22 protein-coding genes are annotated in these 25616 nt (G+C 43.3%); 5 read left to right on the forward strand and 17 right to left on the reverse strand.

Features of this window, described 5'->3' with window-relative positions; genetic code table 11:
- The first annotated feature begins 77 nt into the window (after positions 1-77).
- From T546_RS0111440 to T546_RS0111455, 4 genes are all read left to right on the forward strand, one after another.
- The gene (locus T546_RS0111440) at positions 78-878 is read left to right on the forward strand and encodes an ABC transporter ATP-binding protein (protein WP_026891734.1); all 801 of its coding nucleotides are present in this window, start codon (positions 78-80) and stop codon (positions 876-878) included.
- 10 nt (positions 879-888) lie between these two features.
- Positions 889-1692 (forward strand): ABC transporter permease, encoded by an 804-nt coding sequence (locus T546_RS0111445; RefSeq protein WP_026891735.1) that lies wholly within the window; start codon positions 889-891, stop codon positions 1690-1692.
- 13 nt (positions 1693-1705) lie between these two features.
- Positions 1706-2491, forward strand: coding sequence for an ABC transporter permease (locus T546_RS0111450; protein WP_026891736.1), 786 nt, complete (start codon positions 1706-1708; stop codon positions 2489-2491).
- Between the two features lie 85 nt (positions 2492-2576).
- Positions 2577-3377, forward strand: a complete 801-nt coding sequence (locus T546_RS0111455; protein WP_026891737.1) for a class I SAM-dependent methyltransferase — start codon at positions 2577-2579, stop codon at positions 3375-3377.
- A gap of 158 nt (positions 3378-3535) precedes the next feature.
- Here the strand turns inward: T546_RS0111455 and T546_RS0111460 are convergent, their stop codons facing one another.
- The 7 genes from T546_RS0111460 to T546_RS0111490 form a co-directional block, all read right to left on the reverse strand.
- Entirely contained in the window at positions 3536-4432 is an 897-nt protein-coding gene (locus tag T546_RS0111460; RefSeq protein ID WP_334291591.1) for a glycoside hydrolase family 25 protein, read from the reverse strand.
- Between the two features lie 87 nt (positions 4433-4519).
- Positions 4520-5650: a sporulation integral membrane protein YtvI gene (gene ytvI, locus T546_RS0111465; protein ID WP_034599058.1), complete on the reverse strand. Its 1131-nt coding sequence runs from the start codon at positions 5648-5650 to the stop codon at positions 4520-4522.
- 51 nt (positions 5651-5701) lie between these two features.
- Complete coding sequence (gene hisC / locus T546_RS0111470; protein ID WP_026891740.1) at positions 5702-6760, reverse strand: histidinol-phosphate transaminase; 1059 nt, start codon at positions 6758-6760, stop codon at positions 5702-5704.
- Entirely contained in the window at positions 6757-7965 is a 1209-nt protein-coding gene (locus tag T546_RS0111475) for a pyridoxal phosphate-dependent aminotransferase (protein WP_026891741.1), read from the reverse strand. The genes hisC and T546_RS0111475 overlap by 4 nt, the downstream gene beginning before the upstream one ends.
- 89 nt (positions 7966-8054) lie before the next feature.
- Positions 8055-11873, reverse strand: coding sequence for an EAL domain-containing protein (locus T546_RS0111480; protein WP_026891742.1), 3819 nt, complete (start codon positions 11871-11873; stop codon positions 8055-8057).
- 347 nt (positions 11874-12220) lie between these two features.
- Positions 12221-13081 (reverse strand): diaminopimelate epimerase, encoded by an 861-nt coding sequence (gene dapF, locus T546_RS0111485; RefSeq protein WP_026891743.1) that lies wholly within the window; start codon positions 13079-13081, stop codon positions 12221-12223.
- Positions 13078-14100, reverse strand: coding sequence for a D-alanine--D-alanine ligase family protein (locus T546_RS0111490; protein WP_026891744.1), 1023 nt, complete (start codon positions 14098-14100; stop codon positions 13078-13080). Before T546_RS0111490 ends, dapF begins: the two co-directional genes overlap by 4 nt.
- 145 nt (positions 14101-14245) lie before the next feature.
- On the opposite strand from T546_RS0111490, the gene T546_RS0111495 reads away from it, so the two are divergent.
- Entirely contained in the window at positions 14246-15097 is an 852-nt protein-coding gene (locus tag T546_RS0111495; RefSeq protein ID WP_026891745.1) for an AraC family transcriptional regulator, read from the forward strand.
- Between the two features lie 76 nt (positions 15098-15173).
- Here the strand turns inward: T546_RS0111495 and T546_RS0111500 are convergent, their stop codons facing one another.
- From T546_RS0111500 to T546_RS0111545, 10 genes are all read right to left on the reverse strand, one after another.
- Positions 15174-16466, reverse strand: coding sequence for an O-antigen polymerase (locus tag T546_RS0111500; RefSeq protein ID WP_026891746.1), 1293 nt, complete (start codon positions 16464-16466; stop codon positions 15174-15176).
- Between the two features lie 96 nt (positions 16467-16562).
- Positions 16563-18278, reverse strand: coding sequence for a phosphoenolpyruvate--protein phosphotransferase (gene ptsP, locus T546_RS0111505; RefSeq protein ID WP_026891747.1), 1716 nt, complete (start codon positions 18276-18278; stop codon positions 16563-16565).
- 34 nt (positions 18279-18312) lie between these two features.
- The gene (locus tag T546_RS0111510; RefSeq protein WP_024838368.1) at positions 18313-18576 is read right to left on the reverse strand and encodes an HPr family phosphocarrier protein; all 264 of its coding nucleotides are present in this window, start codon (positions 18574-18576) and stop codon (positions 18313-18315) included.
- A 55-nt stretch (positions 18577-18631) separates the two neighbouring features.
- Positions 18632-19981 (reverse strand): CdaR family protein, encoded by a 1350-nt coding sequence (locus tag T546_RS0111515; protein ID WP_026891748.1) that lies wholly within the window; start codon positions 19979-19981, stop codon positions 18632-18634.
- Positions 19959-20831, reverse strand: coding sequence for a diadenylate cyclase CdaA (gene cdaA / locus T546_RS0111520; RefSeq protein ID WP_026891749.1), 873 nt, complete (start codon positions 20829-20831; stop codon positions 19959-19961). The genes T546_RS0111515 and cdaA overlap by 23 nt, the downstream gene beginning before the upstream one ends.
- A gap of 27 nt (positions 20832-20858) precedes the next feature.
- Complete coding sequence (locus tag T546_RS0111525) at positions 20859-21806, reverse strand: hypothetical protein (protein WP_026891750.1); 948 nt, start codon at positions 21804-21806, stop codon at positions 20859-20861.
- Entirely contained in the window at positions 21803-22231 is a 429-nt protein-coding gene (locus tag T546_RS0111530) for a hypothetical protein (protein ID WP_026891751.1), read from the reverse strand. Before T546_RS0111530 ends, T546_RS0111525 begins: the two co-directional genes overlap by 4 nt.
- Before the next feature lie 166 nt (positions 22232-22397).
- A complete protein-coding gene (locus T546_RS0111535) occupies positions 22398-23609 on the reverse strand; it encodes an ABC transporter permease (RefSeq protein ID WP_026891752.1) in 1212 nt (403 codons plus the stop codon).
- A 14-nt stretch (positions 23610-23623) separates the two neighbouring features.
- Positions 23624-24832 carry an ABC transporter permease gene (locus T546_RS0111540; protein ID WP_026891753.1) on the reverse strand — a complete coding sequence of 403 codons (1209 nt, stop codon included), beginning with the start codon at positions 24830-24832 and terminating at the stop codon, positions 23624-23626.
- A complete protein-coding gene (locus T546_RS0111545) occupies positions 24822-25616 on the reverse strand; it encodes an ABC transporter ATP-binding protein (protein WP_084326353.1) in 795 nt (264 codons plus the stop codon). The genes T546_RS0111540 and T546_RS0111545 overlap by 11 nt, the downstream gene beginning before the upstream one ends.

A 25616-nucleotide genomic window follows, 5' to 3' on the forward strand; every position in this document is an offset into this window, starting at 1 on the left:
CACCAGTTATGACAGATTTTCACTGTCCGCTGCCGGAAGGATCACGTTCCAAAATATTACTACCAGGAGGAATTAACATGATTCAAGTGGAACACATGAACAAGACTTTTAAAGTCGCAAAAAGAAGCGCCGGCTTTTCCCAGGCCATTAAGGCACTTTTTCAAAGAGAGACGGAAACCATCCGCGCTCTTTCTGACATCTCCTTTTCCATTGGAGACGGAGAAATGGTAGGCTATATCGGACCGAACGGAGCCGGAAAAAGCTCTACCATCAAAATCTTAAGCGGAATCCTCACCCCGGATGACGGTACCTGTATCATAAACGGCCGCATTCCCTGGAAGGAACGAAAAGAGCATGTAAAGGACATTGGCGTGGTGTTTGGCCAGCGGACCCAGCTATGGTGGGACGTCCCAATCATTGACTCTTACGAGCTTCTGCGAGACATCTACGAAATCCCAACACAAACCTATGAAGAAAATTTAGAAGAACTGACGGAGCTTCTATCTCTTAAGGAGCTATTAAAAACTCCTGCCAGACAGCTATCCCTGGGCCAAAGAATGCGCTGTGAGATTGCCGCATCTCTGTTACATAGTCCAAAGACCTTGTTCCTGGATGAGCCTACCATCGGCCTTGATGCTGTTTCCAAGCTGGCGGTACGGGATTTTATCCGAAAGCAGAACAAAAAGCATAACACCACTGTCCTTATTACCACCCATGATATGCAGGACATTGAAGCCCTGGCGGACCGGGTCTTATTAATTGGAAAAGGTACGCTTCTTTTTGATGGGTCCCTTCCAGATTTAATGACTCACCAGCCAAGAGAAAATGCAACCCTGGACGAAATCATCGCTGCCCTTTACCGGGACTACGATATTTAGGAGGCGGAACATGAAAAAATACGCTTCATTTTTCCGTATTCGGTTCATCCATGGTCTTCAATACCGGACTGCGGCTGTTTCCGGCATGATCACTCAGTTTATCTGGGGCATCATGGAGATTTTATTATTCCGCGCCTTCTACCAGGCATCTCCGGAAAGCTTCCCCATGACCTTTCAGGCACTTTCCAATTATGTGTGGCTCCAGCAGGCGTTTCTGGCTCTCTATTTGATTTGGTTCTGGGAATCTCAGCTGTTTGATTCTATTACAAACGGGGATGTGGCTTATGAGCTCTGCCGGCCGGTACGTCTCTATAATATGTGGTTTGTCCGGGGCATGGCTGTCCGTCTATCCAAGGCAGTGCTTCGATGTATCCCAGTCTTATTATTTGCCTGGCTTCTCCCAGCTCCCTATGGACTTACATTACCGGCGGACTTTAGAACATGGTTTTTTACCCTGCTCTCCATGACACTTGCATTTCTCCTTGTGATCGCCTTTGGAATGATCGTTTATATGTCCGTTTTTTATACCATCTCTTCCCAGGGTATTAAGCTCCTGGCCTCTTCCGTCTCTGAATTTTTAGGAGGAGCGGTGATTCCTTTGCCCTTTTTGCCAGATGGTATCCGGGAAATCGTAAATGTCCTTCCCTTTGCTTCTGCACAAAATGTTCCTTTCCGTATCTTCGGGGGAGATCTGACTGGCAGGGAGATGTATATCAGCCTTCTTTTACAGTGTTTCTGGTTTATCACCTTTTTACTCATCGGACGAGCCATGGAGCAAAGGGCTTTGAAACGTGTTGTAATTCAGGGCGGCTGAAAGGAGGGATTATATGAAATCATTATATTTGTACAAAAAATATTGTATCATTCACTTAAAATGTATCATGCAGCATAAGGTCTCTTTTCTTTTAAATACCATTGGAATTTTCCTGATGTCCTTTAATCTGTTTTTAGGAGTCTACTTCATGATGGACCGTTTTCAACAGGTAAAAGGCTTCTCTTATGAGGAAGTGCTGCTCTGCTTTTCCATCACGCTTATGGCCTTTACCATTGCAGAGCTTTTCTTTCGGAGTCTGGATACCTTTGATTCCATCATAAGAAATGGCGAATTTGACCGGATTCTTCTTCGTCCGAGAAACAGCCTCTTCACTGTATTATGCAGCAAAATAGAATTTACCCGTATTGGACGGCTTTTACAGACCCTTCTTATGTTCGCATATGGAATTTTATACAGCACCATAGACTGGACTCCTTTCCGCATCATCGTCATAGCGCTTATGGTTCTGGGAGGAGTTGTGGTATTTGCTTCTATTTACCTTATATTTGCTTCCATCTGCTTTTTTACTCTGGAGGGACTGGAATTTATGAATGTATTTACAGACGGTGCCAGGGAGTACGGAAAATATCCCATTGGAGTCTATGGAAAGACTGTTGTTACGATCTGTACTTACATCGTGCCCTTTTCCTTATTTCAGTACTATCCGTTTCTTTATTTAACAGGTAAAGCAGAGCATGCATGGTATGGGCTGCTGCCCATTGCCGGGTGTCTCTTTCTGATTCCTGCCATACTGCTTTGGAAATTTGGAGTATCCAGATATCAATCCTCCGGTTCTTGACAAGGAAATAACAAAAGGGTTATAATGGGTGAAATATAGTTAGTCTAAACTAATCGTCTTGTTCACTCAAATAAGGAGGAGCATTATGTCTACAGAGCTTGGCGGAGTTATGGAAACACTTTTTATTACTCTTTTCGTTAGGGCAAAGGATGCCACCAGCAATAATCCCGTACTCAATGATAGGAAGGCAGTAGAAATCGTAAAGAAAATTGACTACGATTTCAAGAAATTCGAACACGGCACCATGTCCTATTATGGTGTTCTGGCACGGGCAAAGATCATGGATGATAGGGCAAAGGCATTTATTAAAAAATATCCTGACTGCGTGGTAGTCTCCGTGGGCTGCGGCCTGGACACCAGATTTTCACGTGTGGATAACGGAAAAATTCAGTGGTATAATCTGGACTTTCCAGAGGTCATTGCCAAACGGGAGCAATACATTGCACGAAACCAACGAGAGACAAACATATCTAAATCGGCTTTGGATCCCACCTGGCCAGAGGATGTTAAAACGGATGGAAAAAAGCTTTTAATTCTTTCCGAAGGCATGATGATGTATCTCAAGGAAGAGGAAGTTAAAAAGTTTCTGCATATCCTTACCAATGGATTTGATCAGTTTGAAGCCCAATTTGATCTGCTATATAAAGGTATGGTCAACAAAGGCAAAATGCATGACACTGTAAAAAAGACAAAGGCGGAGTTTAATTGGGGCGTTAAGGATGGCAGCGAAGTAGTGAAACTCTGTCCAACTCTAAAGCAGACCGGACTTATTAATTTTACCGATGAGCTAAAGTACCTCATCCCAGGCTTTAAAAAGATTTTTACTCCCATTCTATACATAACAAATGACAGACTTGGAATTTATCAATATAAAAAGGCACAGTAACTAAATATGGAAGGCCAGATGTAAGGAATCATAAATAAAACGAATGTTTTATGTCAGATGGCTGAAAAAAGTAGATAACAGAAAAACGTCTTGATCGGGAATTTCATTGAAATTTCCATTCAAGACGTTTTTTTATCGTTGTATTCAAAAGCTTAATATTACGACTTTCCTTTTGTGGTTCCATCAGACTCAAAGTGATAGGAGGTTCCATCAATCACCATATCCGTATCGTGAACCATAACACCATTCTGGTCTAAGTAATACCACGCTCCGTCCAGAGAAAGCCAGCCAGTCTGCTTATTGAAATTCTTCATGTAATACCGGTTTCCGTCTATGGTCTTCCAGCCGTCCGCCGGAATGAGGCCATTATAGTCCTTAAATGAAAACTCAATGGTCACATCTCCATCAATTCCAGCCACTCTTCCCTGGTCGGTACACTGCCATATAGTGCGGTTCGTGCAGTCATTGACAGTGCCATACCTTGCGTACCAGACATCGTACGGAATCCTGCTCATATCAATGTGGTAATTAAGCCACTTATTATTGGCATAAACAATGGGACGATACCCTGCATCCGCTATGATTTTACAGAAGGCAGTGATGTTATCTGTAATCTGCTGTCTGGTCATATGGTTGTCTAAAAGATACTGAGATTCCACGTCATAGGCCACCGGATAGGAAATGGGATAATCCTTGATCTCACGTAGCACATATCTTGCTTCTTCCTCAGCGGTGGCAACATCAAGAGCCTGTGTATAAAAGAAGATGCCTGTCTTGATTCCGCTTTTTGCTGCATTTGTCATATTAACGGAATAGTAAGGGTCTTTATCATTTAAATAACCAAGACGGATCATGGCAAAAGAAACACCGGACTCCTTCACCTTATCCCAGTCGATTCCACCGCCTTCTTCATTCTGGCGGTTCTGATATTTAGAGACCGTGATTCCTTTTTCCAATGCCCCGGCAATTGGCTTTCCCGATGCATCTACATATTGACCATTTTCCCGGCTCCAGGCTTCCCCGGAAAAACCATTCATTGGCGTTGCTATTATCATAGAGGTAACTAAACCTGCAATAATGCCTGCAGTGACCCTCATTCTTATGTTCATGTTATCATTTCCCCCAAATATAACTTATTAATTCTATTGATCGGGCTCTTTCCGAAACACATTGATATCATGAATCAATGTTCTCACACTGTAAAAGAACAGATCAAAAGCCCCAAATTCATATAAGCTTAAAAACAGCATTCCAATGGGCACTGCTAAAATCATTCCTGCAATTCCGCTTATTTTAAATCCCAAATATAAAAACAACAGCGTCATGAGAGGGTCAAGTCCCATCGTATCTCCCACGATCTTTGGCTGTATGATCTGCCTTAATACAAGAGTCAGTACATATATGGCAACAAGGCCAAGTCCAAAGGCATAATCACCGGATACGATCCGCACCAGAGCCCATGGGATTAATATAGTACCCGTCCCCAGAATTGGCAGAAAATCAAGAAATGCAATCAGCACTGCCAGCAAAAGCGCATAGTCTACACCCAGTACCAGAAATCCCACGGCCAGTACTGCGCCGATGATAAACATAATCTTAAACTGGGCGAGAAAATAACCGCTTACCAGATGCTTCACATCCTTTTTAAAATAGCTGTAATATCTGGTTCCTCCTCTTGGAATATACCGATGGATAATATCCATAATTTTATCCCTGTCTACAATGAAGAGATAGGAAGAAAAAATGGTCACCACAGTATAAACAAGAGCTGCCGGTATGCTTTTTACCACGCTGCCGGCTACCATGACCGTAGGTGAAGCTATCTTTTGAACCGCAACATTCATATATTGTTCGATATGAGCAATAAACTGATTCACGGAATCCTGCATTCCCTGAGGCAGGAACTTTAAAATTCCCTGTACGTTAATAAGAATCTTCTGAATCTCCACCCACGCCGCCTCGTAATACTGAGGAATGTGCTCCACAAAACCTATGGTCTCATAAATAAGCTTGGAAATCAGGAAATAAAGGGCCACAATTATGAGAGTAAGCACACCTACCACAATTAATACGGAACTGTGCTTTCGAACGATCTTTAAACGCTTTTCCAAAAAGCGCACCAAAGGATTGGCTATCACAGCAATGACCCAGCCAATCACAAAAGGCAGAAAAAATTTCATCACCCTTGGTCCCCATACGCAGACCAGGTACAGGAACAGAATGGGGATGACAATATTAAGTATCAATTTCAAATATTTCTTCACAGAATCCATTTCCATCACCTGTTTCTATTATACTATCCCAGGGAACTTCTGGCAAATAAATTAATTCGAAAGAAAAACCTCTAAAAAATCAAATAATTGGTTCATCTCCTCTTCTGTGCCAATGGTAATACGCAGATAATTGTCAAGTCTTGGCAGATTAAAATAACGAACAAAGATATGATTTTCACGAAGAGCCTTATAGATCTCTTCCGCCTTTTTCTCCTTGTGAGCCGCAAAAATAAAATTCGCTTTGGAATCCGGGAAGGAAAATCCAAGGTCTTTTAATCGTTTCTTAGCCTCTTCTCTCGTTTTTATGATTTTATCAAGGCATTCTTTAAAATAACGGTCATCCTTTACTGCCTCTCTTCCAAGGATCAGGGAAGGCATGTTCATGGTATAGGAATTATAGGAATACTTCACATCATGGATCGAACGGATTAAGTCCGGGTGCCCTATGGCATATCCGATTCTCATACCTGCTAAGGAGCGGGATTTGCTGAAGGTCTGTACCACCAGAAGATTTTCATACTTCCTGGTGAGCTTCACTGCGCTCTCACCACCAAAATCAATGTATGCTTCATCGATAATTACCACAGAATTCTGGTTATGTGCAATGATTGCCTCTACTTCATCAAGGGGCAGCAAAACACCGGTGGGCGCATTGGGGTTCGGAAATATTATGCCTCCATTTGCTTTATAATAATCTTCTTTTCTTATAGTAAAATCCTCTTGAAGCGCCGGGGTCTCATAAGGAATTTGAAAGAGCTCCGCCCAAACCTTGTAAAAGGAGTAGCTTACATCAGGAAAAAGGATGGGAAGTTCTGAATTAAAAAACGTCATAAATACCATGGCAATGACATCATCAGATCCTACGCCGACAAAAACTTCCTCCGGACTCACCTCATAATATTCTGAAAGCGCATGGACAAGGTCCGAAGCTTTTGGATCTGGATATTTCCGAAACTGGTCATAGTCCAGCTCTTTTAATGCCTTCTCTACAGAGGGCGACGGAGGATAAGGATTTTCATTGGTATTTAACTTGATTAAATCCCCTCCCTTTGGCTGCTCTCCCGGCACGTAAGGTTCCACATTTCTTATATTTGATTCCCAGGGTCTCATGCATCTCCCTCCTTATTATCCAAAAGTCCATAGGCCTTTGCAATGGCTTCAAACGCCGGCAGGGAACGAAGAATCTGGTCATAAGAGACACAGTATGCGATGCGGACGTATCCAGGACAGGCAAAGGAGCTTCCTGGAACGAGAAGCACTCTATGCTCTTTGCAGAACTGACAGAATTCCTTATCATCCACAGGCGCTTTCACAAATAAATAAAAGGCTCCCTGGGGTTTGATACAGGTAAATCCATATTCCTTCAAACGGCCGTAAAGGAGTTCCCGGTTTTGATTATATGCATCTACATTGACCTGTTCATCCACACAGCGCATAATGACCCTCTGCATCAGCGAAGGAGCATTGACACAGCCAAGCACCCGGTTTGCTATGGCCGCTGCCGCTGCCACAGCCTGAAAGTCATCGACTTCATCCGGAATGACCAGATAGCCGATTCTCTCTCCCGGAAGAGACAGGGATTTACTGTAGGAATAGCAGACCATTGTGTTATGGTAAAATGGAGTCACATACGGAACCTCTGCCCCATCATAAGCCAGTTCTCTGTAAGGCTCATCGGAAATAAGAACGATGGAATTACCGTATTCCTTTTCCTTCTCCTTCATAATCTCTGAAATCTTTTCTAACGTTTCAGAGGAATAAATCACACCCGTAGGATTATTGGGGGTATTGATAATGACTGCCTTTGTTTTCTCCGTGATCCGCCGTTTAAATTCGGTTAAATCCGGCTGAAAGGTCTCTGTATCAGGAGGCACCACAGTCAGTACCCCGTCATAATTTCTTACATAAGAACCATATTCCATGAAATAAGGGGCAAAAACAACCACCTCATCTCCCGGATCCAGTATGGTCTTTAATATAACGTTCATGCCGCTGGCTGCGCCAACGGTCATCAATATATTTTCCAATCGAAAATGAGTCCCGAACCGTCTGTTTAAAGACTGGGCAATGGCATCCCGCACATCCTCGTATCCCGCATTGCTCATATAACCATGGACCATAGTCGTCTCTTCCTCTGTGACGATGTCAAGAATGGCTTTATTGACCGCCGAAGGTGCCGGTACATTGGGATTTCCCAGACTAAAATCATATACGTTCTCCCGTCCGTATAAAGCTGCCAGTTTCTTTCCTTCCTCAAACATGGCACGGATTGCGGAATTGTTTTCTACAAGAGGTCTCATTTTCTCTGATATCATAATCGTTACCTTCCTTTATCCTGAAATGGTTATATGGAATTATATCACAAGTCCTTAAAACGGTCTATGTATTTTAATGCTTTAATTCGCTAAATTATATAGTCTTCCAGGGCGTTCCTTGCCTGCTTGAAACTATTGGCAAACTCTTTTTCCCTTATTCCGATCATAGCGAAGGTTCCCCTTACCGGCAGAAAGTTCCGTCTCTCGTCTCCTGACATCTCATGATTTAAGTTCTTAATGATTCCGCTCAGCTTCGCCTCCATATCACTTTCCCGAATATTTTTACACAGCACGACCACCTCATATCCACCATTTAAGCAAAGAAGATCTTCCTGACGGAAATAGCCTTTCAAACGGCTGACCTGTTTTAAAAACAAGGTTTTTCCATCTTTTCCTGCCTGTCCGTTTATGACCTTTGGACGGCTCATTTCAAAGACGGCCAGAGAGGAGGTCTGAAATCTGTCACGTTCCAGATATATCTTAAGACTTTCCTGAAATCTCCTGCGGTCTAAAAATCCTCTTACTTCCGATGGCAGCCAGATTTCCTGAGAATTCAGCTTAAGAACATTTTCTTTGCTTTCGTTCCAGTTTTGAGGGTACTCCATCATTTCTTCTAAGTTCACCATGACGCCGTATAACGTGCTATTATCCCTGGCAGAGATTCTGAAATTGGATAGAGCCGTCATATAACCCGTCTTTATTTTGATCCGGTATTTAAAATCCCATAAGGTTTTTCCCGGACTTAATTCCTCTGACATCTTAAGGAGCATTTCCCTGTCATCCGGATGAATCATCTCAAGTAAGCTTCCCTTAAAGCAGGATGCCAGTTCTTCTCTTTCAAAGCCGGTCAATTCATGAAAACGGGAGCTTGTGTATTGGAACGTCATATCATTGTTTTTGATGCATCTGAAGTATCCGCCTGGTATTCCAGAGCTTAAGAAATCAAGCTCGTCCTCCTTCTTTTCCAGAACCTCAACCGTATGCTTGAGCTGCTGCTCTGCAAGCACTGTATTTGTTATATCCATACAAGCGCTTACCACCGCCAGACGTCCATCCTCTGCCTGAACCGTACGTCCCTTTGTCATGATCCACAGATAACTTCCGTCCTGTTTTCTGATCCTGTGCCGGAGATTGTACTCCATGCCCGGGGTATCGCAGCAAAGAATCACTTCCCGAATGAGAATCCTGTCATCCGGGTGAATGATATCCACCATCATTCCGCCAATATCCCTTGTAAAGCGTTCATAGGAATCGTAACCCAGCATACTTAGCATCTCGTTATTGGCAAAATAAAGAGGCAGTTCCTTTTCGCAATAGATTCCAACCAGACCTCCCGGAGCCGCCTGAGCGAAGATAACGCTTGCCGCCCATTGATTTTCCTGGGCCATGTTATCAAAGGAGAGATTACGTCCGGCGAGCTTCATTACTTCACTGAGCATCTTCTGAGAATCCTCAAGCTTTTTTCTCTGCTCCATCTGCTCGGTGGCATCCTGAACGGTTCCATAATAAAGTCTTCGGTCATCCTGCTCTCTTAAGAAGAATACTCTAAGATGCACCCACATAAGCTCTCCGCTTAACCGGTAACGCCTGAAAATCCCTTCTGCTCCGTGTACCGGATTCTTATACGCATTCTCAAAGATTCTAAGGACCCAGTCAATGTCATCCTTATAAACCTTGTGAAGCATAAATCTTCTTCGTTCTCCCGCATCCACGGGATTATCTCCGGTAATGCGGTAATACTCTTCATTTACCCTTAAAACCTCACAGCGGTCCTCATAAACCTCATATAGGGCAATGGCTCCCAGCATATTGTTTAACATGGCCTCACTGGTAATATCTTCGTTAAACAGATCCTCCAGCTTAAACTCCTTCATCTGCCGGGCCTGAATGCCTCTGTAATCCAGATTATTGTCATTTCTTAAAAGCGCCTCCACCTCTGTCACGGTCATGGGCTTGTAATAGTAATATCCTTGTCCGTAAATGCAGCCAATGTTAATGAGGAAATCAGCCTGTTCCTTCTCCTCTATCCCTTCTGCAATCACCTTAAACTGCATGACCCTTGCCATCCTTACAATGGTCTCAAGAATGCCCATTCCACGCTTAATACTGCTTTCGTTCATATCCAGGAACTTGGTATCGATCTTGATTACGTCCACGTTCACATCTTTCAGCATGTTAAGGGAGGAATAACCGCTGCCAAAGTCATCCATGAAAACAGGAAATCCTGCCCGCCTTAAATCTTCAACTACCTGTCGGATCAAATCATAATCCTCGGCGTAGGCGCTTTCCGTTATCTCAATTTCAAGGTATTTGGGATCAATCTCATATTCTTCTATCAGCCCTTTAAAAGTCTCAACCACGTTAATGCCGTAAAGATCCATACGGGACATGTTAACGGAAATAGGAATGGGTTTGATTCCTGCCTTTATCCACTTGCTAAGCTGTTTGCAGACCATCTCCCAGATATAGACATCAAGATGGGTGATAAAGCCATTCTGCTCCAGAAGTGGAATGAATTCTCCCGGAGATATCATTCCACGGGTAGGATGCTCCCACCGTACCAGAGATTCCATGCCGATGATTTTTCCGGTCAGCATATTACACTGAGGCTGTGCATAAAAAATAAACTCTTTATTCTCCAGGGCCCTTTGTATCTCTGACAGCAGGACCTGATCATTTTCCATCTTGCGTTTCATTCCCGGATCATACCAGCCCACCCGTTTTGCATAATTGCCCTTTACGGAATTCAGAGCGATAATTGCCCGGTCGTACATGGTGCTTACTGTTAAATGACGATCCTCGATGCAGTATATTCCAAAAGCCGGCAGAAAACCGGCATTTCCGCCGAATTGTCTGGCATAGCCGTTAATCTCCTGTTCCAGCTGATGCAAAAGCTCTGAATCCTGAGGCTGGATAATGACGAAATCATCGCCTCCCATATAGCCTGCAATGGTATCCCGGGTGGCCTCCATCATCCTTAAATACTCGCTGATCTTAATTAAGAATCGGTCACCCTCATCTTCCCCATACCATTCATTATAGAGCTTGAAATGCTCAATATCGATGGCAACCATGAAAAAGGGTTCCTGGGGCCGCTGCTCCAAAAATAGTCTGGCTTTTTCAAAGAATGGACCATATCTTAAAAGTCCTGTGAGAGAATCTGTTTCATCTCTTCTCTCCTGCTGCTGTTTCTGCTCCTCTTCCTTCTTCTTTAAGCTGTCTATGTCCTTCACATAACACATGACCAGAGATTCGTCCCTAAGTTCGTCAAGAAATAATACAACGGTCAGGCTGACCCAGTGGTAGCTCCCATCCAAAAGCTGCCTGCGAAACTCTGCTTTTATAATTCTTTCACTTTCATTCAGACGATCCAGTAAGGTGGGACGATCCCAGAATTTCAAAAACTCTTCCCTGTCACTGGGGTGAATCATGGTTCTTAGCACCTCTGTATACATAGGTACCAGCTCCCCCTCTTCGGCAGGGAGCTTAAATTTATTTTTCTCACAGAAGATGATCTTATATGAATTTGAATTCAAATTCAGTTCAAATAATTCTTCATATGCTGTGTTATTCGTAAGACTATAAAACAGATTTTTATTCTGTTCCCCAACGGGGCGGAACATAACTAATCTGCTTCCCTCATATCCCGGCCAGTCAATCAGGCCAGAGGATAGACTCAGCCACAGCTTGGAGGCAGCATCATAAAATATCACTTGTCCGGAATCATTTAAAGCTCCCGGACAGACCTTACAGGGAACAGAATTCTTTCCCAATTCTTCATAACAGTACATTCCTGCTTTCAGATCGGGATAATACGATTTTGCCATATCATTCATGTAAATAATCCTGTATTCCTGGTCAATGATGTAGATACCGGCCTCTCCATTATCAGCCGACATTTGATTCATACATTCCCGCCTCTCCTGCATCTCATTAACTACGCACCTACTAAATTATTGTATATTATAGTATGAAAATGATGGTTACGTCAACAGAATCCACAATGGATCGACCAGTATTTTTATGCACTATTTTCGTGTTTTATACAACTTTATACACACTTATAAGAAAAATACAAATAAAACTATACGAAAATCTAATAAAGTATCCAGCAGATAATGTATATCATGCGAAGGAAAATAAAAAGATTTTTTCTAATCGGGAGCACACAAAAACCAGCCATGAGTTCTGATGGAGTTTTCTCCGCTTTTCCTCATGGCTGGTCTGTTTTACTTATTCTACTAAATATGCTTCTTTACTGGAGTGACTTAAGCTGCTCTGCCATCTCATGGGAAAGTGTAAATCTGCCCACATATCCCACTTCACCGGTCATTAATACATTTTCATCTTCCTCGATTTCCACTTCAAGAACACCACCTGGCATATGAACATACATCTTCCGTTCCGTAAGTCCCATGCGGTACGCTGCTCCGGCGGCTGCACAGCCACTGGTTCCGGAAGCAAGGGTATATCCTGCCCCGCGCTCATAGATCTCAATTTCTATATTGGTACGGTCTAAGACCTTTAACAGCTGAGTATTGATCTTTTCCGGGAAACACTCGGCGGATTCGGAATGCTTTCCGATCCGGCATACCAGTTCCTTGGAAATATCATTTAACCAGATCACACAATGTGGGTTTCCTATGTTAACACAAGTGACCCGGTAAGGAATGCTGCCAAACATCATGGTCTCATTCAGAACTTCTCTTCTCGGTCCTGTAACAGGAATTTCATCGCTGTAAAAGCTTAATTTCCCCATGGATACCTTTATCTTGGTTCCTTCTTCATTTAAGTACTGTATGGTCTGCTGTCCGCTTAATGTATTGATCGTAAAACGATTTTTTTGTACGTATCCAGCGTCTTTTAAGTATTTACCAAAAATTCTGACTCCGTTTCCACTGATTTCTGCTTCGCTTCCATCGGGATTTAAAATCTTTACCTCCAGCTTGTCATTGCCAAGGATAGGACCCACCAAAAGGCCGTCTGATCCAACTCCAAAATTTCGGTTGCAGATCAAGCGGATATTTTCCTCTGTCAACTCCAGCTCGTTTTTATTAGGATCAAAAATCAGGTAATCATTTCCCAGTCCGTGGTATTTTTCTAACGTTATATTCATGATAAAACTCCTTTCCCGTGTTTCGCGATCTCGTTGCATAAATCAGCATATGTGATTCCGGCTGCCAAAGCTTCCTGAGGGAGAAGACTAAATGGCGTCATGCCAGGCAGAGTATTTGCTTCCAGACAATATAGACTTCCATCCTCTTTCATTAAAAAATCAACTCTGGAATAATAGCCAAGTGAAAGAGTCTCATGAACCAAAAGCGCAAGCTGCTTCATCTCTTCTGCCTTTTCCTCGATTAACTGGGCCGGACAGATCTCTTCTGTCTTACCAGGCTGATATTTATTTTCATAATCATAAAACCCTTCGTTTGGAATGATCTCTATGACAGGCAATGCCTCTTTGCCCATAATTCCTACTGAAAATTCTCTTCCTGTTATCTTAGCTTCTGCCATGATCCGCTCCTCATACTGAAAAGCAACATGGAGCGCGTCTTCCCACTGGCTTAAATTTTCTACCATGACAACGCCCACACTGGATCCACAGCCACAAGGCTTTACCACACAGGGAAGTGTATAGGGCTCAATTCTTTTTCCTTTTGTATACACCTTCCAATCCGGAGTAAGTATCCCAGCTTCCCGCATCATCAGCTTTGCTATATGCTTATCCATGGCCTTTATAGACCCTTCATAGCCGGTACCTGTATATGAAATTCCATAGGCATCAAAAACTGCCTGTATCTGACCGTTCTCTCCTGCTCCTCCATGAAGTGCCAGAAAAACAATATCTGCAAGACTGCAGGCTTCTATCACCCGGTTTCCTATAAAGCCTCGTCTATGAAAAGCACCAGTTAATTGTTCCAGATCAGGGGCATCCTTCCCAATCTCATAATAATGGTTCCCGCCATCGTTTAGGCTTTGAAACCGTATCTCTTCTCCATTGGCAATTCCTAAGTAAGAATCTATGAGACAAACATCATGGCCTTTCTCCATCAGGGCATTGGTTATCATGGCACCTGAAGATAATGATACGTCCCGTTCCGGGCTGTAACCACCTGCCAGCACTACGATTTTCAATATAATCTACCTTCTTCTCGTTGTGATCATCGGTTCTATATTCTAATTATATACAGCACTATTCATCATTTCTACTAAAATAATGCTTTTTATATTGCAGATTGTGTTGTAAAATAAAAGGAACGAAGGGAGGAGGTTTTTATCCATGGACAATTACGAAAAACGGGGATATTTAAACAGTGACTTTAAGCTGTTCCATCTCCTCGATACGAAGAAACAGGACTTTGAATACCACTACCATGATTTTGACAAAATCATTATCTTCATACAGGGAAATGTGACCTATCGGATTGAAGCATGCACCTATAAGCTGGAACCTTACGACGTTTTGCTGGTAAGCCATAACGACATCCACAAACCGGATATTGACCCCACGGTTCCATACGAAAGAATTATCGTATACTTATCTCCCGGCTTTTTACAGGCTTATCAATCAGAAAGCTATGATCTAAGTGCCTGCTTTCAGAAATCCAAAGAACTTCATTCCCATGTTTTAAGGCTTCATTCCATGGAAAAAAGCAGTTTATATCGTTCCGTGACAGAATTAGAGTACGCTTGTACCCATGATGGCTATGCCAGAGACTTATATTGTCAGGTGGTCTTCCTGGAGTTTATGATCCAGCTTAACAGAGCCTCTTTAACCAACCTGGTAAAGTACCTCCCGCCCGCCACGGCAGATAAGAGAATCTTAACCATAATGGATTACATTAACAGCCACTTAATAGATGATATGACCGTAGATTCCATTGCAGAATCCTGTTTTATCAGCCGATATCATTTGATGCACTTATTTAAGGATGAGACGGGGTACACTCTGTTTGATTATATTACGGAAAAGCGGCTTTTACTGTCCAGAGATCTACTAAAAACCGGAATTTCTGTGACAGAGGCCTGTTTTAACAGCGGCTTTAAGAATTACTCCACCTTTTCCAGAGCCTATAAAAAACATTTTCACGCCTCACCCTCTGATACTATAAAGGAACAGTCTTTTTTTTAGAGGAATCCTTACAGATAGAAACAGCCCCGAATGGCTTGACCACTCGAGGCTATTTTTATATTTTTATATATTCTGCTTACCCATGTCTTCCATCGTTTCTCCACGAACAAAACACATACAATACGCCAGTAAATCCAAAGTAAAACCAGGTTGCCGGATTGCTGAACCAGGTAGTAAAAAAGGACAGTATCATATACATGGCAAACTGGGCATAAAACAGATAACCAATGGGGTTGCGCACTCTTTTCGCCATACGCATAAGGAAAAATGCGGCGATTCCAAGAATACAGCCAAGGAGCAGAACTCCAAAGATTCCAAAATCATAAAAGGAATCGTAAAAAAGTGTCACGGTCGTCAATTCTTCCTTGGTCACATAGATGGGGAAATCCACAAGTGCGGGGACAAGGAACTTAAGTCCGGTGAGCGCCCATAAAGGAAACAGCATGCGAAGGCCAAAGGTGTGAGAAGGCAGCCATTCCACCATGCAGTTAAAGTTATCATAATTGTTTGCAATGTACATATAAGGCTGGGTAATGAAAATAGGCATACCACTGTTCTTCATCTGGAATATCCCATTTAAATAAGATACATCATGCCCTCTTGCAATGGTCAGTACCACATAAATAGGAATCATTCCAAGCATCAGTCCAGCCGCATAAGCGATTTTAAGTCTGTGCTCCATAGCAATGTAGGTAAGGACCGCCAGGCCCACTGCCAGGATCAGCTGAAACCGGGATACGCATAAAACCGGAATTGCACAGGCAATGATATCCATAATGATTGCGATCACAAGCCGGATTCCATTTCTCCCCTGTTCAATACAGAAATAAAGCACGGACAAGGCCGGGGTGAGAACACACAGGACGGTAAAATAATGAATGCCCGTGATATGAAACGTGGAGTACGCATGAGGCACTCCCTTTACAAAGAACGGGATAAATCCCAGCAATACTGCCTCTGCAATGAATGCAAAAAGGGATAACACAGTGACCAGTACCATGGAATAAAATAATGGCTTTTCATAGCCTTTAAAGCTGAACCAGCTGGGGCGGTGGCCGCCTGATACGCCCTGCATTCGTGCAAAAAATTCAAAGGACACCCAGAAGCCCAGAAATGCTACAAAAAAGCAAAGCCAGGTAATAATACTCCAGTCGCTGGAAAGCTCAGAAAGCTTCAAACAAGCAATGCCCTGACCGCCGACCCAGAACAGGGAAAACAGTCCTCTCAGATGAACAATATTCTCGGTTCTCCGATAATCATACCAATACAGAAAAAGAGCAGTCAGTACTAAAACCAGGCCTGACAACCAATAAAATCCTGCCCTTGCAAACAAATAAGACGCTGCATAACCGATTAGATATACACTCATTACGTAATCCCCTTTGGTAAAAAATAACAAAGCTTTCTTTCTATAGAAAGGGCAGCCAACGCCCTGGCGACAGCTGCCCATCCATTTATAAATCTATTAAGAACGGCTGATAAATTCTTTCATAAAATCTTCTACTTCCTTTGCAGTCGCAAAGGACATCGCCTGATTAGCCACTTCCTGTAATTCCTCTGTACTGTAACCTGTAATCAGCTTTCTCGCATTTAAAATAGCAGAAGCACTCATACTGAATTCATTTAAACCAAAGGCAAGAAGCAGAGGAATCATAGTGGGATCACTGGCTGCTTCTCCGCACATTCCTACCATGATGCCTTCTTTCCGGCCGCACTCAATGACATGGCGAATGCTTCTTAAAACTGCCGGATTTAACGGAGAGTAGAGATAGGATACCTTATCATTGCCACGGTCTACGGACATGGTATACTGAGTAAGGTCATTGGTTCCTATGCTGAAGAAATCAACCTCTTTTGCAAATACATCTGCCATGAGAGAGGCTGCTGCTGTTTCCACCATGATACCGATCTCAATATCTTTCTTGTAAGCAATCCCCTTCTCATCCAGTTCCTTTTTCATCTCTTCTACAAGTGCCTTTGCTTCCCGGATTTCTTCCAGACAGGTAACCATCGGTACCATGATGCGGATATTTCCGAATGCGCTGGCTCTTAAGAGGGCGCGAAGCTGAGGCTTATAAACATCTTCCTTCCGGTCCAGACAGAAACGAATGGCACGGTAGCCTAAAAATGGATTTTCATCCTTACTAAGGCCCATGTACGGAATCTCTTTGTCTCCACCGATATCCAGAGTACGAATAATGACCGGCTTACCGTTTAAAGCAGATGCAACTCTCTTATATGCCTCAAACTGTTCATCCTCTGTTGGCATGGCAGTACGGTCCATGAATAAGAATTCGGTACGGAAAAGGCCCACGCCCTCTCCATCATACTGAATCACTTTTTCCACATCTTCCGGTTTTCCAATATTGGCGACTAACTCTACGGTCACGCCGTCCTTCGTGATGGTAGGCTTTCCGATGTACTGCTCCAGCTCTTTCTTCTCTTTTAAGAAAGCTTCTCTTTTAGCAGCATATTCTGCCTTAACGGATTCATCCGGATTTATGAATACGGTTCCATCGGAACCATCTAATACCAGATCTGCGCCCTCAGTCACTTTCCCCAAAAAGCCTTCCAATGCCACAACAGCAGGAATCTCCAAAGCTCTTGCTAAAATGGCGCTGTGAGAAGTCTTACCTCCAAGCTCTGTTACAATACCAGTAACATTGGCCGGATTGATTCCAGCCGTCATAGAAGGTGTTAAATCCTTTGCAACAATAACACTTCCCATAGGAAGTGCAGCGATATCTACAGAGCTGACACCCAGAAGAATCTTCTGAATGCGTGTCTTAATGTCACGCATATCCGTTGCTCTCTGCTGCATAAGCTCGTCTCCCATAGATGCAAACATATCTGCATATGTGTTGCATACAGCCTCCACCGCATATTCACTTACAACATTCTCCCCAGATATTGTACTTTCAATCTCTCCTACCAGCATCGGATCGGAAAGGAGCAGAATATGTCCATTTAAAATTTCAGCTTCCTTTTCCCCTACTCTTGTTGCCAGATCCTTTGCCAAAGCTTCTGTCTGTTCCATAGCCAGCTTGACCGCTGACTGAAAACGGCTTTTTTCTGCTTCTGCATCCTCTACTGGAGTTTTACTAATAATAAGTTCTGTTTCTTCTACGATAACGGCTTTCCCAATGCCGATTCCCGCAGATGCGCTTGTTCCTTTCAACATTACACTTCCTCCTTATTAATTAATGTAGCTTGATCTATTCGCCAAGGCCCTCTAAAACGGCCTTGACCATGGCAGCCAGAGCTTCCTCTTCGTCTTCCCCCTCGCAGACAAAGGTTATCTCATCCCCGCTTTTTACACAGGCGCCCAACACACTAAGCACGCTTTTTGCATTGGCAGTCGTATTCTTAAAACGAAAACTGACTGTTGAGTTAAAGTTCATGGCTTCCCTACAAAGAATTCCTGCCGGCCTCAAGTGCAGACCAGTAGGATTCTTAATAGCAACTTTAGCACTGACCATACTGAATTCCTCCCTTTAATTATCACACTGCTCCCTGGAAAGAGGAACAGCCTATCTATTGCGGCCCGGCCGCTTCTGTCGTTGCTGCTGTGGTAGTGGTAGTGGTAGTGGTCGTTGTCGTAGGCGTTGTGGCTGCTGTGGTACTTTCAACAGTACTATTTGCCGGCTCCTTATGAGTAAGCACTACAACAAACGGTGTATAACCAACCATCTCAAATCCACCTGGAATCTGGAATTTTAAAACTCCCTGATTCTGCCCAGAGTGGAAATTCGTCACATCAAGAATGGCATTAAGCTTCTTGATATCAAGAGAATCCAAATCCTCCTTAAGGCCTCTTAGAGTTACATCAGAGGTTTCCTTATCAAAGGTATAATTATAATCTGCATCCATTCCCTTTTTATCCAGTGTATCCAGATCCAGGCTGAATGCCCTGGTGATGAGCGGCTCCACTTTTAATTTCACTGTGACGTTCTTATATGCATTTCCAACCACAGAAGTATTGGGTGGAAGATATTGGCTTAAATCAAGTTCAATGACTTTATCCCCTGTAGCACCGTCAACATTCAGCTTATCTGAGGTGATAGACAGTGTGCTTAAGGAGGCAAGCACTGATTTTGTTCCTACGACCGGTACGCTCTTTATACTGCTCTCCACACCGGTATATCGGTATCCATTGGCTACATTTCCAGATACCTCAAAATTCAAGGCAATGTTCTTGGCCTTGAGCACAGAAATATGACATTCAATCTCGTGAGGACTGACGGTAACTTTATTTCCCAAATCCAGTATGTTGCCGTTGGCATCATAAAAAACAGGAGCTGCTGTTACATTTATATCTGCATTGGCATTCTCCACATTCACTTCCACTCCCATTCGGCTGATCTGCCCAATCAAGGATTCTGGCCCCTCTACCGTCACAAAGCTGGGAGTCGGATTGCTGATTCCAAGGGCGTAGCCCTCTTCCGGAGTTCCCTTTGTATTGACCTGAAGATCAAACTGCTTGCGCTGCAGGGCTTCTGTTTTAATCCGGATTACCATGGGCTTTGCAGTGATTGCATCACTCTTTACCAGGTTTTCCTTATCTTTATTGATTTCTACCGTAATAGGAACCGCACCGGTAACATTGTAATCATTTAAATCCACATAAGCGTGAAAGTCTGACGCTTTCACAAGAGACCGATCCCTTGTTCTTACCTGATAGCTGACGGTTACTACGTCCTTACCAAGAATCTCATAGGTCAAGTCTCTGGATGCCAGAGTTTCAGCATTACGGACCTCAACGGTAACAAGCTGGGAATCGTCGATAATGGGATTTGAGATGTTGACGATCGCCATCCATACGGCAAAAGCAAGTACCAGGGATGCGACCTTCAGTCCAAGATTATTTAGTAGCTTTTCCTTCATTCTTCCGCCTTCCCTTCAATAATCTGAATCTGCTTCCTTCCTCCTCTGACTGCTTTACACCTGCTAATACGGTACGCAGTCCGTCTGCGTCAAGAATCCGCTTTAAGCCGCCCTCTAGGGCCACTGTTACACGCCCGGTCTCCTCAGAAACTACGATGGTAACGCTGTCACTGACTTCACTGACGCCAAGGGCTGCCCTGTGTCTTGTTCCCAGGTCCTTACTTATGGTCATGTTGTCAGATAAGGGAAGGTAACAGGTGGCAGCCGCTACCCGGTTGCCCCGGATTACCACCGCTCCATCGTGAAGGGGTGTATTATGCTCAAAGATATTAATGAGAAGCTGGCTGCTGACGATAGCGCCCACTTCAATTCCTGTCCGTTCGATCTCCTTTAAGGAATCCCCACGTTCAATGACCATAAGAGCACCTGTCTTAACCTTAGCCATCTCAAAGGTAGCCTTCACTACCTCATTGATAGTCTTTTCGGTAAATGCAGAATTGTCTCTTCCGTCATCAAAAGTCAGGATACCTGTAAATGGATTCTTGCTGCCTAACTGCTCCAGAGCCTTACGAAGCTCGGGCTGAAAGATAACAATTGCCATCGTAACGGCAGGAGTTGCTATTTTATTTAAAATCCAAAAAATATTATCCAATCGGAATACATAAGCAAAGACATAGAAAAGAAGAATTACTACAATTCCCTTAAGCAGTGTCCACGCTCTCGTATTCATGATCCAGGTCAAGACTTCATAAAGCAGCACAGCTATAATCACAATCTCAACCAGGTTTGTCTTTGAAATTCTGGGAATAAATGATACCCAGGAATACATCCCTTCTAGAAAATTTGCCATCCAAACCACCTCCCTCTTATTCCTTCACTACCTTTGCGGTCTTTGGAGTTTTGTGGCGTTTATTTTCTGAACTTTTACATCCGGCGTGCTGACAGTCAGCTTGGGAACCGCCTTGACGTAATAATAATAATCATCATCTTCAAATTGTACGTATTCTGTGCGGGAATAATCCACCGCAAAGACAAAAAATGTATAAATAACTGAAATTAATATGGAGGCAAGCATTCCAAGCAGCAGACTGATCACAGAAACTGATACATCAAGTGCAATATCTCCGATAAATATAACACCAAGCTGTGTAATGGTTCCGGCGATGATCGCTATCATCCAAGAATAATCCACGGAAAGGTTCTTTACAATCACTACGACTACCAAAGCAAGGGCAAAGGCCCCTACCATGAGAAGCATCTGTTTATTCGCCAGCAGACTGTTCATGATCTGCATAAACTTCTGAACCTCATCCACTGACATATCATTGGTCAAAACACCTGCATTCTGCTTGACATATAAAAGTGTATAGTAGATAAATACACCACAGCTCACGGGAATGACCGATATCGCACTTCCGGAAAGTCCTACAATCAAGGGAATGGCATATGGAATCTTAAGCAGGAAAAAAATCGGCGTTAAGACAAGAAGATAGCTGTCTCCCGGCTGAAATCCATAATAAAGAAGTCCCACTACGACTATGAAAATAGCCATTACCAAAGTAATTTCAATGGATATTCCCGACAGATGAATGAGCATAAAGCCAGATGCCAGAAATGAAATCGCTCCATAAGGCAAAAAAGAGCATAACAAAGCCAGAACCAGTGGTACAAAAGGCTCTGTAAGCTTTGATGAAAAACCGATATTACCGTTCATCAGAAAAAATGCCATGCAGCTGAAAATAAATTTGATCAAAGGATTTACATAGATATCAAATCTGGCATAAAATCCTTTCAGCCGCTCTTTCAACACAAGAAGGCCCATCATGATGTCCGCCCTCCTTTAGTTCTTTTTAAAGGTCTGGTATTTCCTTCATATCGCTTGTCCAGCCGCTTTAACTTAGACAGATACACCTTTCCTCCCCGGACGGCGTATTCATACCGTTTCCTGTAAATAAGAAAGCTGATTCCCAAGTAAACGGCCAGGCCTATGCCATAAATAATACCAATCCTTATGCCGGCGCCGGTAAGCCTAGTCACATCCATGGTGCTGAGCCATCGTTCCATATAATACAGTCCCCATAAAAAAAGGCATAAAACAAAGCTCAGAGTGTAGTTAAAAAAGGACTGAAACAGCCTGCTTCCGATGTAGTCACCTTTAAAATACCGGTTCACAGGAAATATCCTCTTAGCTTCATGCTTTTCAAACATGGCAAGACTTGTCATTATTTTTATTTTCTCTTCACTAAGCATATGGTTTCCTCACTATACCATAAGATATCAACTTATTATAGCATAGAACTTTTGACATTGCGAGCCAAATAAGGAATTTTTATTTATTTTGTAATGAATCGGATATTTCCATACACAGTTAAAATCATTTGGGTAAAAGGAAGCGCAGCGAATCCGCTGCGCCCTTTTATTCATATCTTAATGCGTCGATTGGATCTGCATTTGCCGCTTTGGAAGCCGGGTAAATTCCAAAAAACACTCCAACCAGTGCGGAGAAGCTTACCGCGATTAATATGACGGCAGGCTTAACAACAACGTGCATACCAAGAAGAGCTCCTCCTAAATATACCAGTCCTGCACCTACTGCGATTCCAAGAATTCCTCCAAATGCGGAAAGAATGGCTGACTCCGTTAAAAACTGAATCATGACGTCCAGTGTCTTTGCCCCCAGAGCTTTCCGAATGCCGATTTCTCTCGTTCTCTCTGTCACTGATACCAGCATGATGTTCATGATACCGATACCGCCAACTAACAGAGAGATGGCCGCAATGCCGCCTACCGCAGCAGATAATCCTCCCATGATCGTATCCACGCTCTTCATCTCACTGGCGATGGAATTAAAATATATGTCCTCTTTGTCCCGGTTTTTCGTCCTTGCCAGATAGGAGGTGATTTTATCAGAAAGGGCATCCATATCCACGCCTTCTTTTGCATACAGGCGAAGGGAAAATAAATTATCATTGGGCCAGACAATTAGTGAGTACGGAAGATACCCTTCTTTTGTAGTACTGGCTCCCTTCAGCATTTTCTCTATAGTAGTTAAATCAAGCCGATAAACTCCAACCACATTATAATAGCTGGTCTCACCGTTTATGGTAGTCCTGAAGGTCTTTCCCACTGCATTCTCAGTTCCAAATAAATCCTTAGCCCCGCTTGCCTCTAAAACAACATTGTTCTTTCTGGCCTTAATATCACTTTCGTTGATATTGCGTCCATAGATCATATTGATTTTCTTTACCGTGGAATAACTGTCTTTTATTCCTTCAAAATTATACTTGATTTTATTACGTCCATGGACAGCTTCACCAGAAACAGTTGGTTCACTATCCAAATATATGATGTCGTCCTTAAAAGCCTCTTCGATTCGATCCAATTCATCCAGCTTAAAGTAATCCCCATCTCTCATATCGTCCCCATCCTTTGGCCATACATATATATAAGCCATGTTGGTTCCTACATTCTTATAGAGATCAGATACCATATAGCGCATGGTATCTCCGATGGAGACAATGGCAATGACTGCGCCGATACCAATAATGATTCCAAGCATTGTCAGTAAGGAACGCATCTTGTTGGCCTTGATTGCATGAACGGCCATTGACATATTTTCAAACAACATGATGCTTCCTCCTTCTATTCAAATCGCAGTGCTTCAATGGGATCAGCTTTGGCTGCTTTGGATGCCGGATAAAGTCCAAAGAAAATACCCACCAGAGCGGAAAAACCTACAGCAAGAATTACAACACCAGGATTCACCACGACTGTCATTTGCAGCAGGACTCCTCCCACTTTTACCAGGGATAAGCCGAGAATGACTCCAATGATACCTCCGCAGGCAGACATGAGGGCTGATTCCGTTAAAAACTGGATCATAATATCCTTTGTTCTTGCTCCAAGAGCCTTTCGTATTCCAATCTCTCTGGTACGCTCTGTTACCGATACCATCATAATATTCATGATACCTATACCGCCTACCAGCAGGGAAATGGCTGCAATTCCTCCAACCGCTGCTGACATGGCACCCAGCTGAGCATCCATGGCTCCCATCTGCTCCACCGCGGACTGAGCCATAATTTCAGATTCCGGACGGCCTTTCAGCTTAGCTACGTACTGTTTCATCTCAATCATAAGCTGTCTCATGTTAGTGCCGGGACGGGAATAGAGATTGATGGCCTGAAAGGTATCGCTGGATTTTGTCAGAACGGTATCCGGAATAAAACCGGACTGATTCTGCCCTGCTCCAAGCATCATAGCCACCATAGGAGACAGATCCTTGTGATAGACTCCAACCACTTTATATTCCTGTGTATTCTTTTTTATGGTCATGCGAAAGGTTCTGCCAACACAATCTGCAGTGCCAAATAGTTTAATGGCTCCTTTGTCTTCCAGCACCACGTGATTGGCAGCCCCTTTTACATCCGCTTCATTTAGAAATCTGCCATAAATAATATTCGTAGGCTGCACATCGGTGTAATTGTAATCCACTCCCTGAAACTCGTAAGAAACTTTTCTGCGGCCATTGATTGCCTCGGTCCTCTCAGTCGCATTGGAATCAATATACTCAATCCGGTCACTGTAAATATCCTTGATCCGGTCCATCTCAGTTCTTGTAAACTGATCCGACATACGGAAAGTATCTACCTGCCAGGAAACCATGACAACAGCCCGGTTAAGGCCTACATCTTTATAAGCATCAGTAAACATATTTCTCATGCTGTCACCAACGGCTGCAATGGCAATGACTGCTCCAATTCCAATGATGATACCAAGCATGGTAAGAAAGGATCTCATCTTATTGGCCCGTATGGCGTGGAATGCCATACTCATATTTTCAATCAGCATGGCGCCCCTCTTTCTGCATTCTAACAGCTTCTTCCACGGTCAGGTTCTGAGGTTCATTTCGCGTATCGCTGACCATTTCCCCATCCCTGAATCGTATGACCCGCTCTGTAAATGCCGCAATATCCTCTTCATGAGTTACAACAACCACTGTTGCTCCTTCTTTGTGGAGCTGGGAAAACAGCTCCATGATTTCTACGGAAGAAGCCGTATCTAAGTTTCCCGTCGGCTCATCAGCAAGGATTAAGGGAGGCTCATTGGCAAGTGCTCTTGCAATTGCTACCCTCTGCCTCTGTCCGCCAGAAAGCTCATTAGGCATGTGCTCATGCCGGCTTCCAAGTCCTACCCTGTCTAAAAGCTCCATAGCTCTTTTTTCCCTCACCTTTTGAGAAACATGGGCATAGGTCATGGGAAGCTCCACATTCTTTAAAGATGAGGTACGGGATATTAAGTTAAACGACTGGAACACGAATCCAATCTTACGGTTTCGAACGGCTGATAGCTCATCGGGGGAAAGATTGGCTGTATCAATGCCATCCAGATAGTAATGGCCCATGGTAGGACGGTCGAGACAGCCTAATACATTCATCAGCGTAGATTTTCCAGATCCGGACTGTCCCATGATAGCCACGAACTCTCCCCGCTTAATCGTTAAATTTACCCTTTTTAATCCTAATACTTTAATGGTTCCGGTATCATATACCTTTACCATATCCACTAGCTTTATTAAGTCCTCTCCCATGTACTCTGTTCCATGGGGAGGATTGTTCTTTTTCCATTTCCACAT

This window comes from [Clostridium] aerotolerans DSM 5434, assembly GCF_000687555.1.
In the GTDB taxonomy this organism is placed as follows: Bacteria; Bacillota; Clostridia; order Lachnospirales; family Lachnospiraceae; genus Lacrimispora; species Lacrimispora aerotolerans.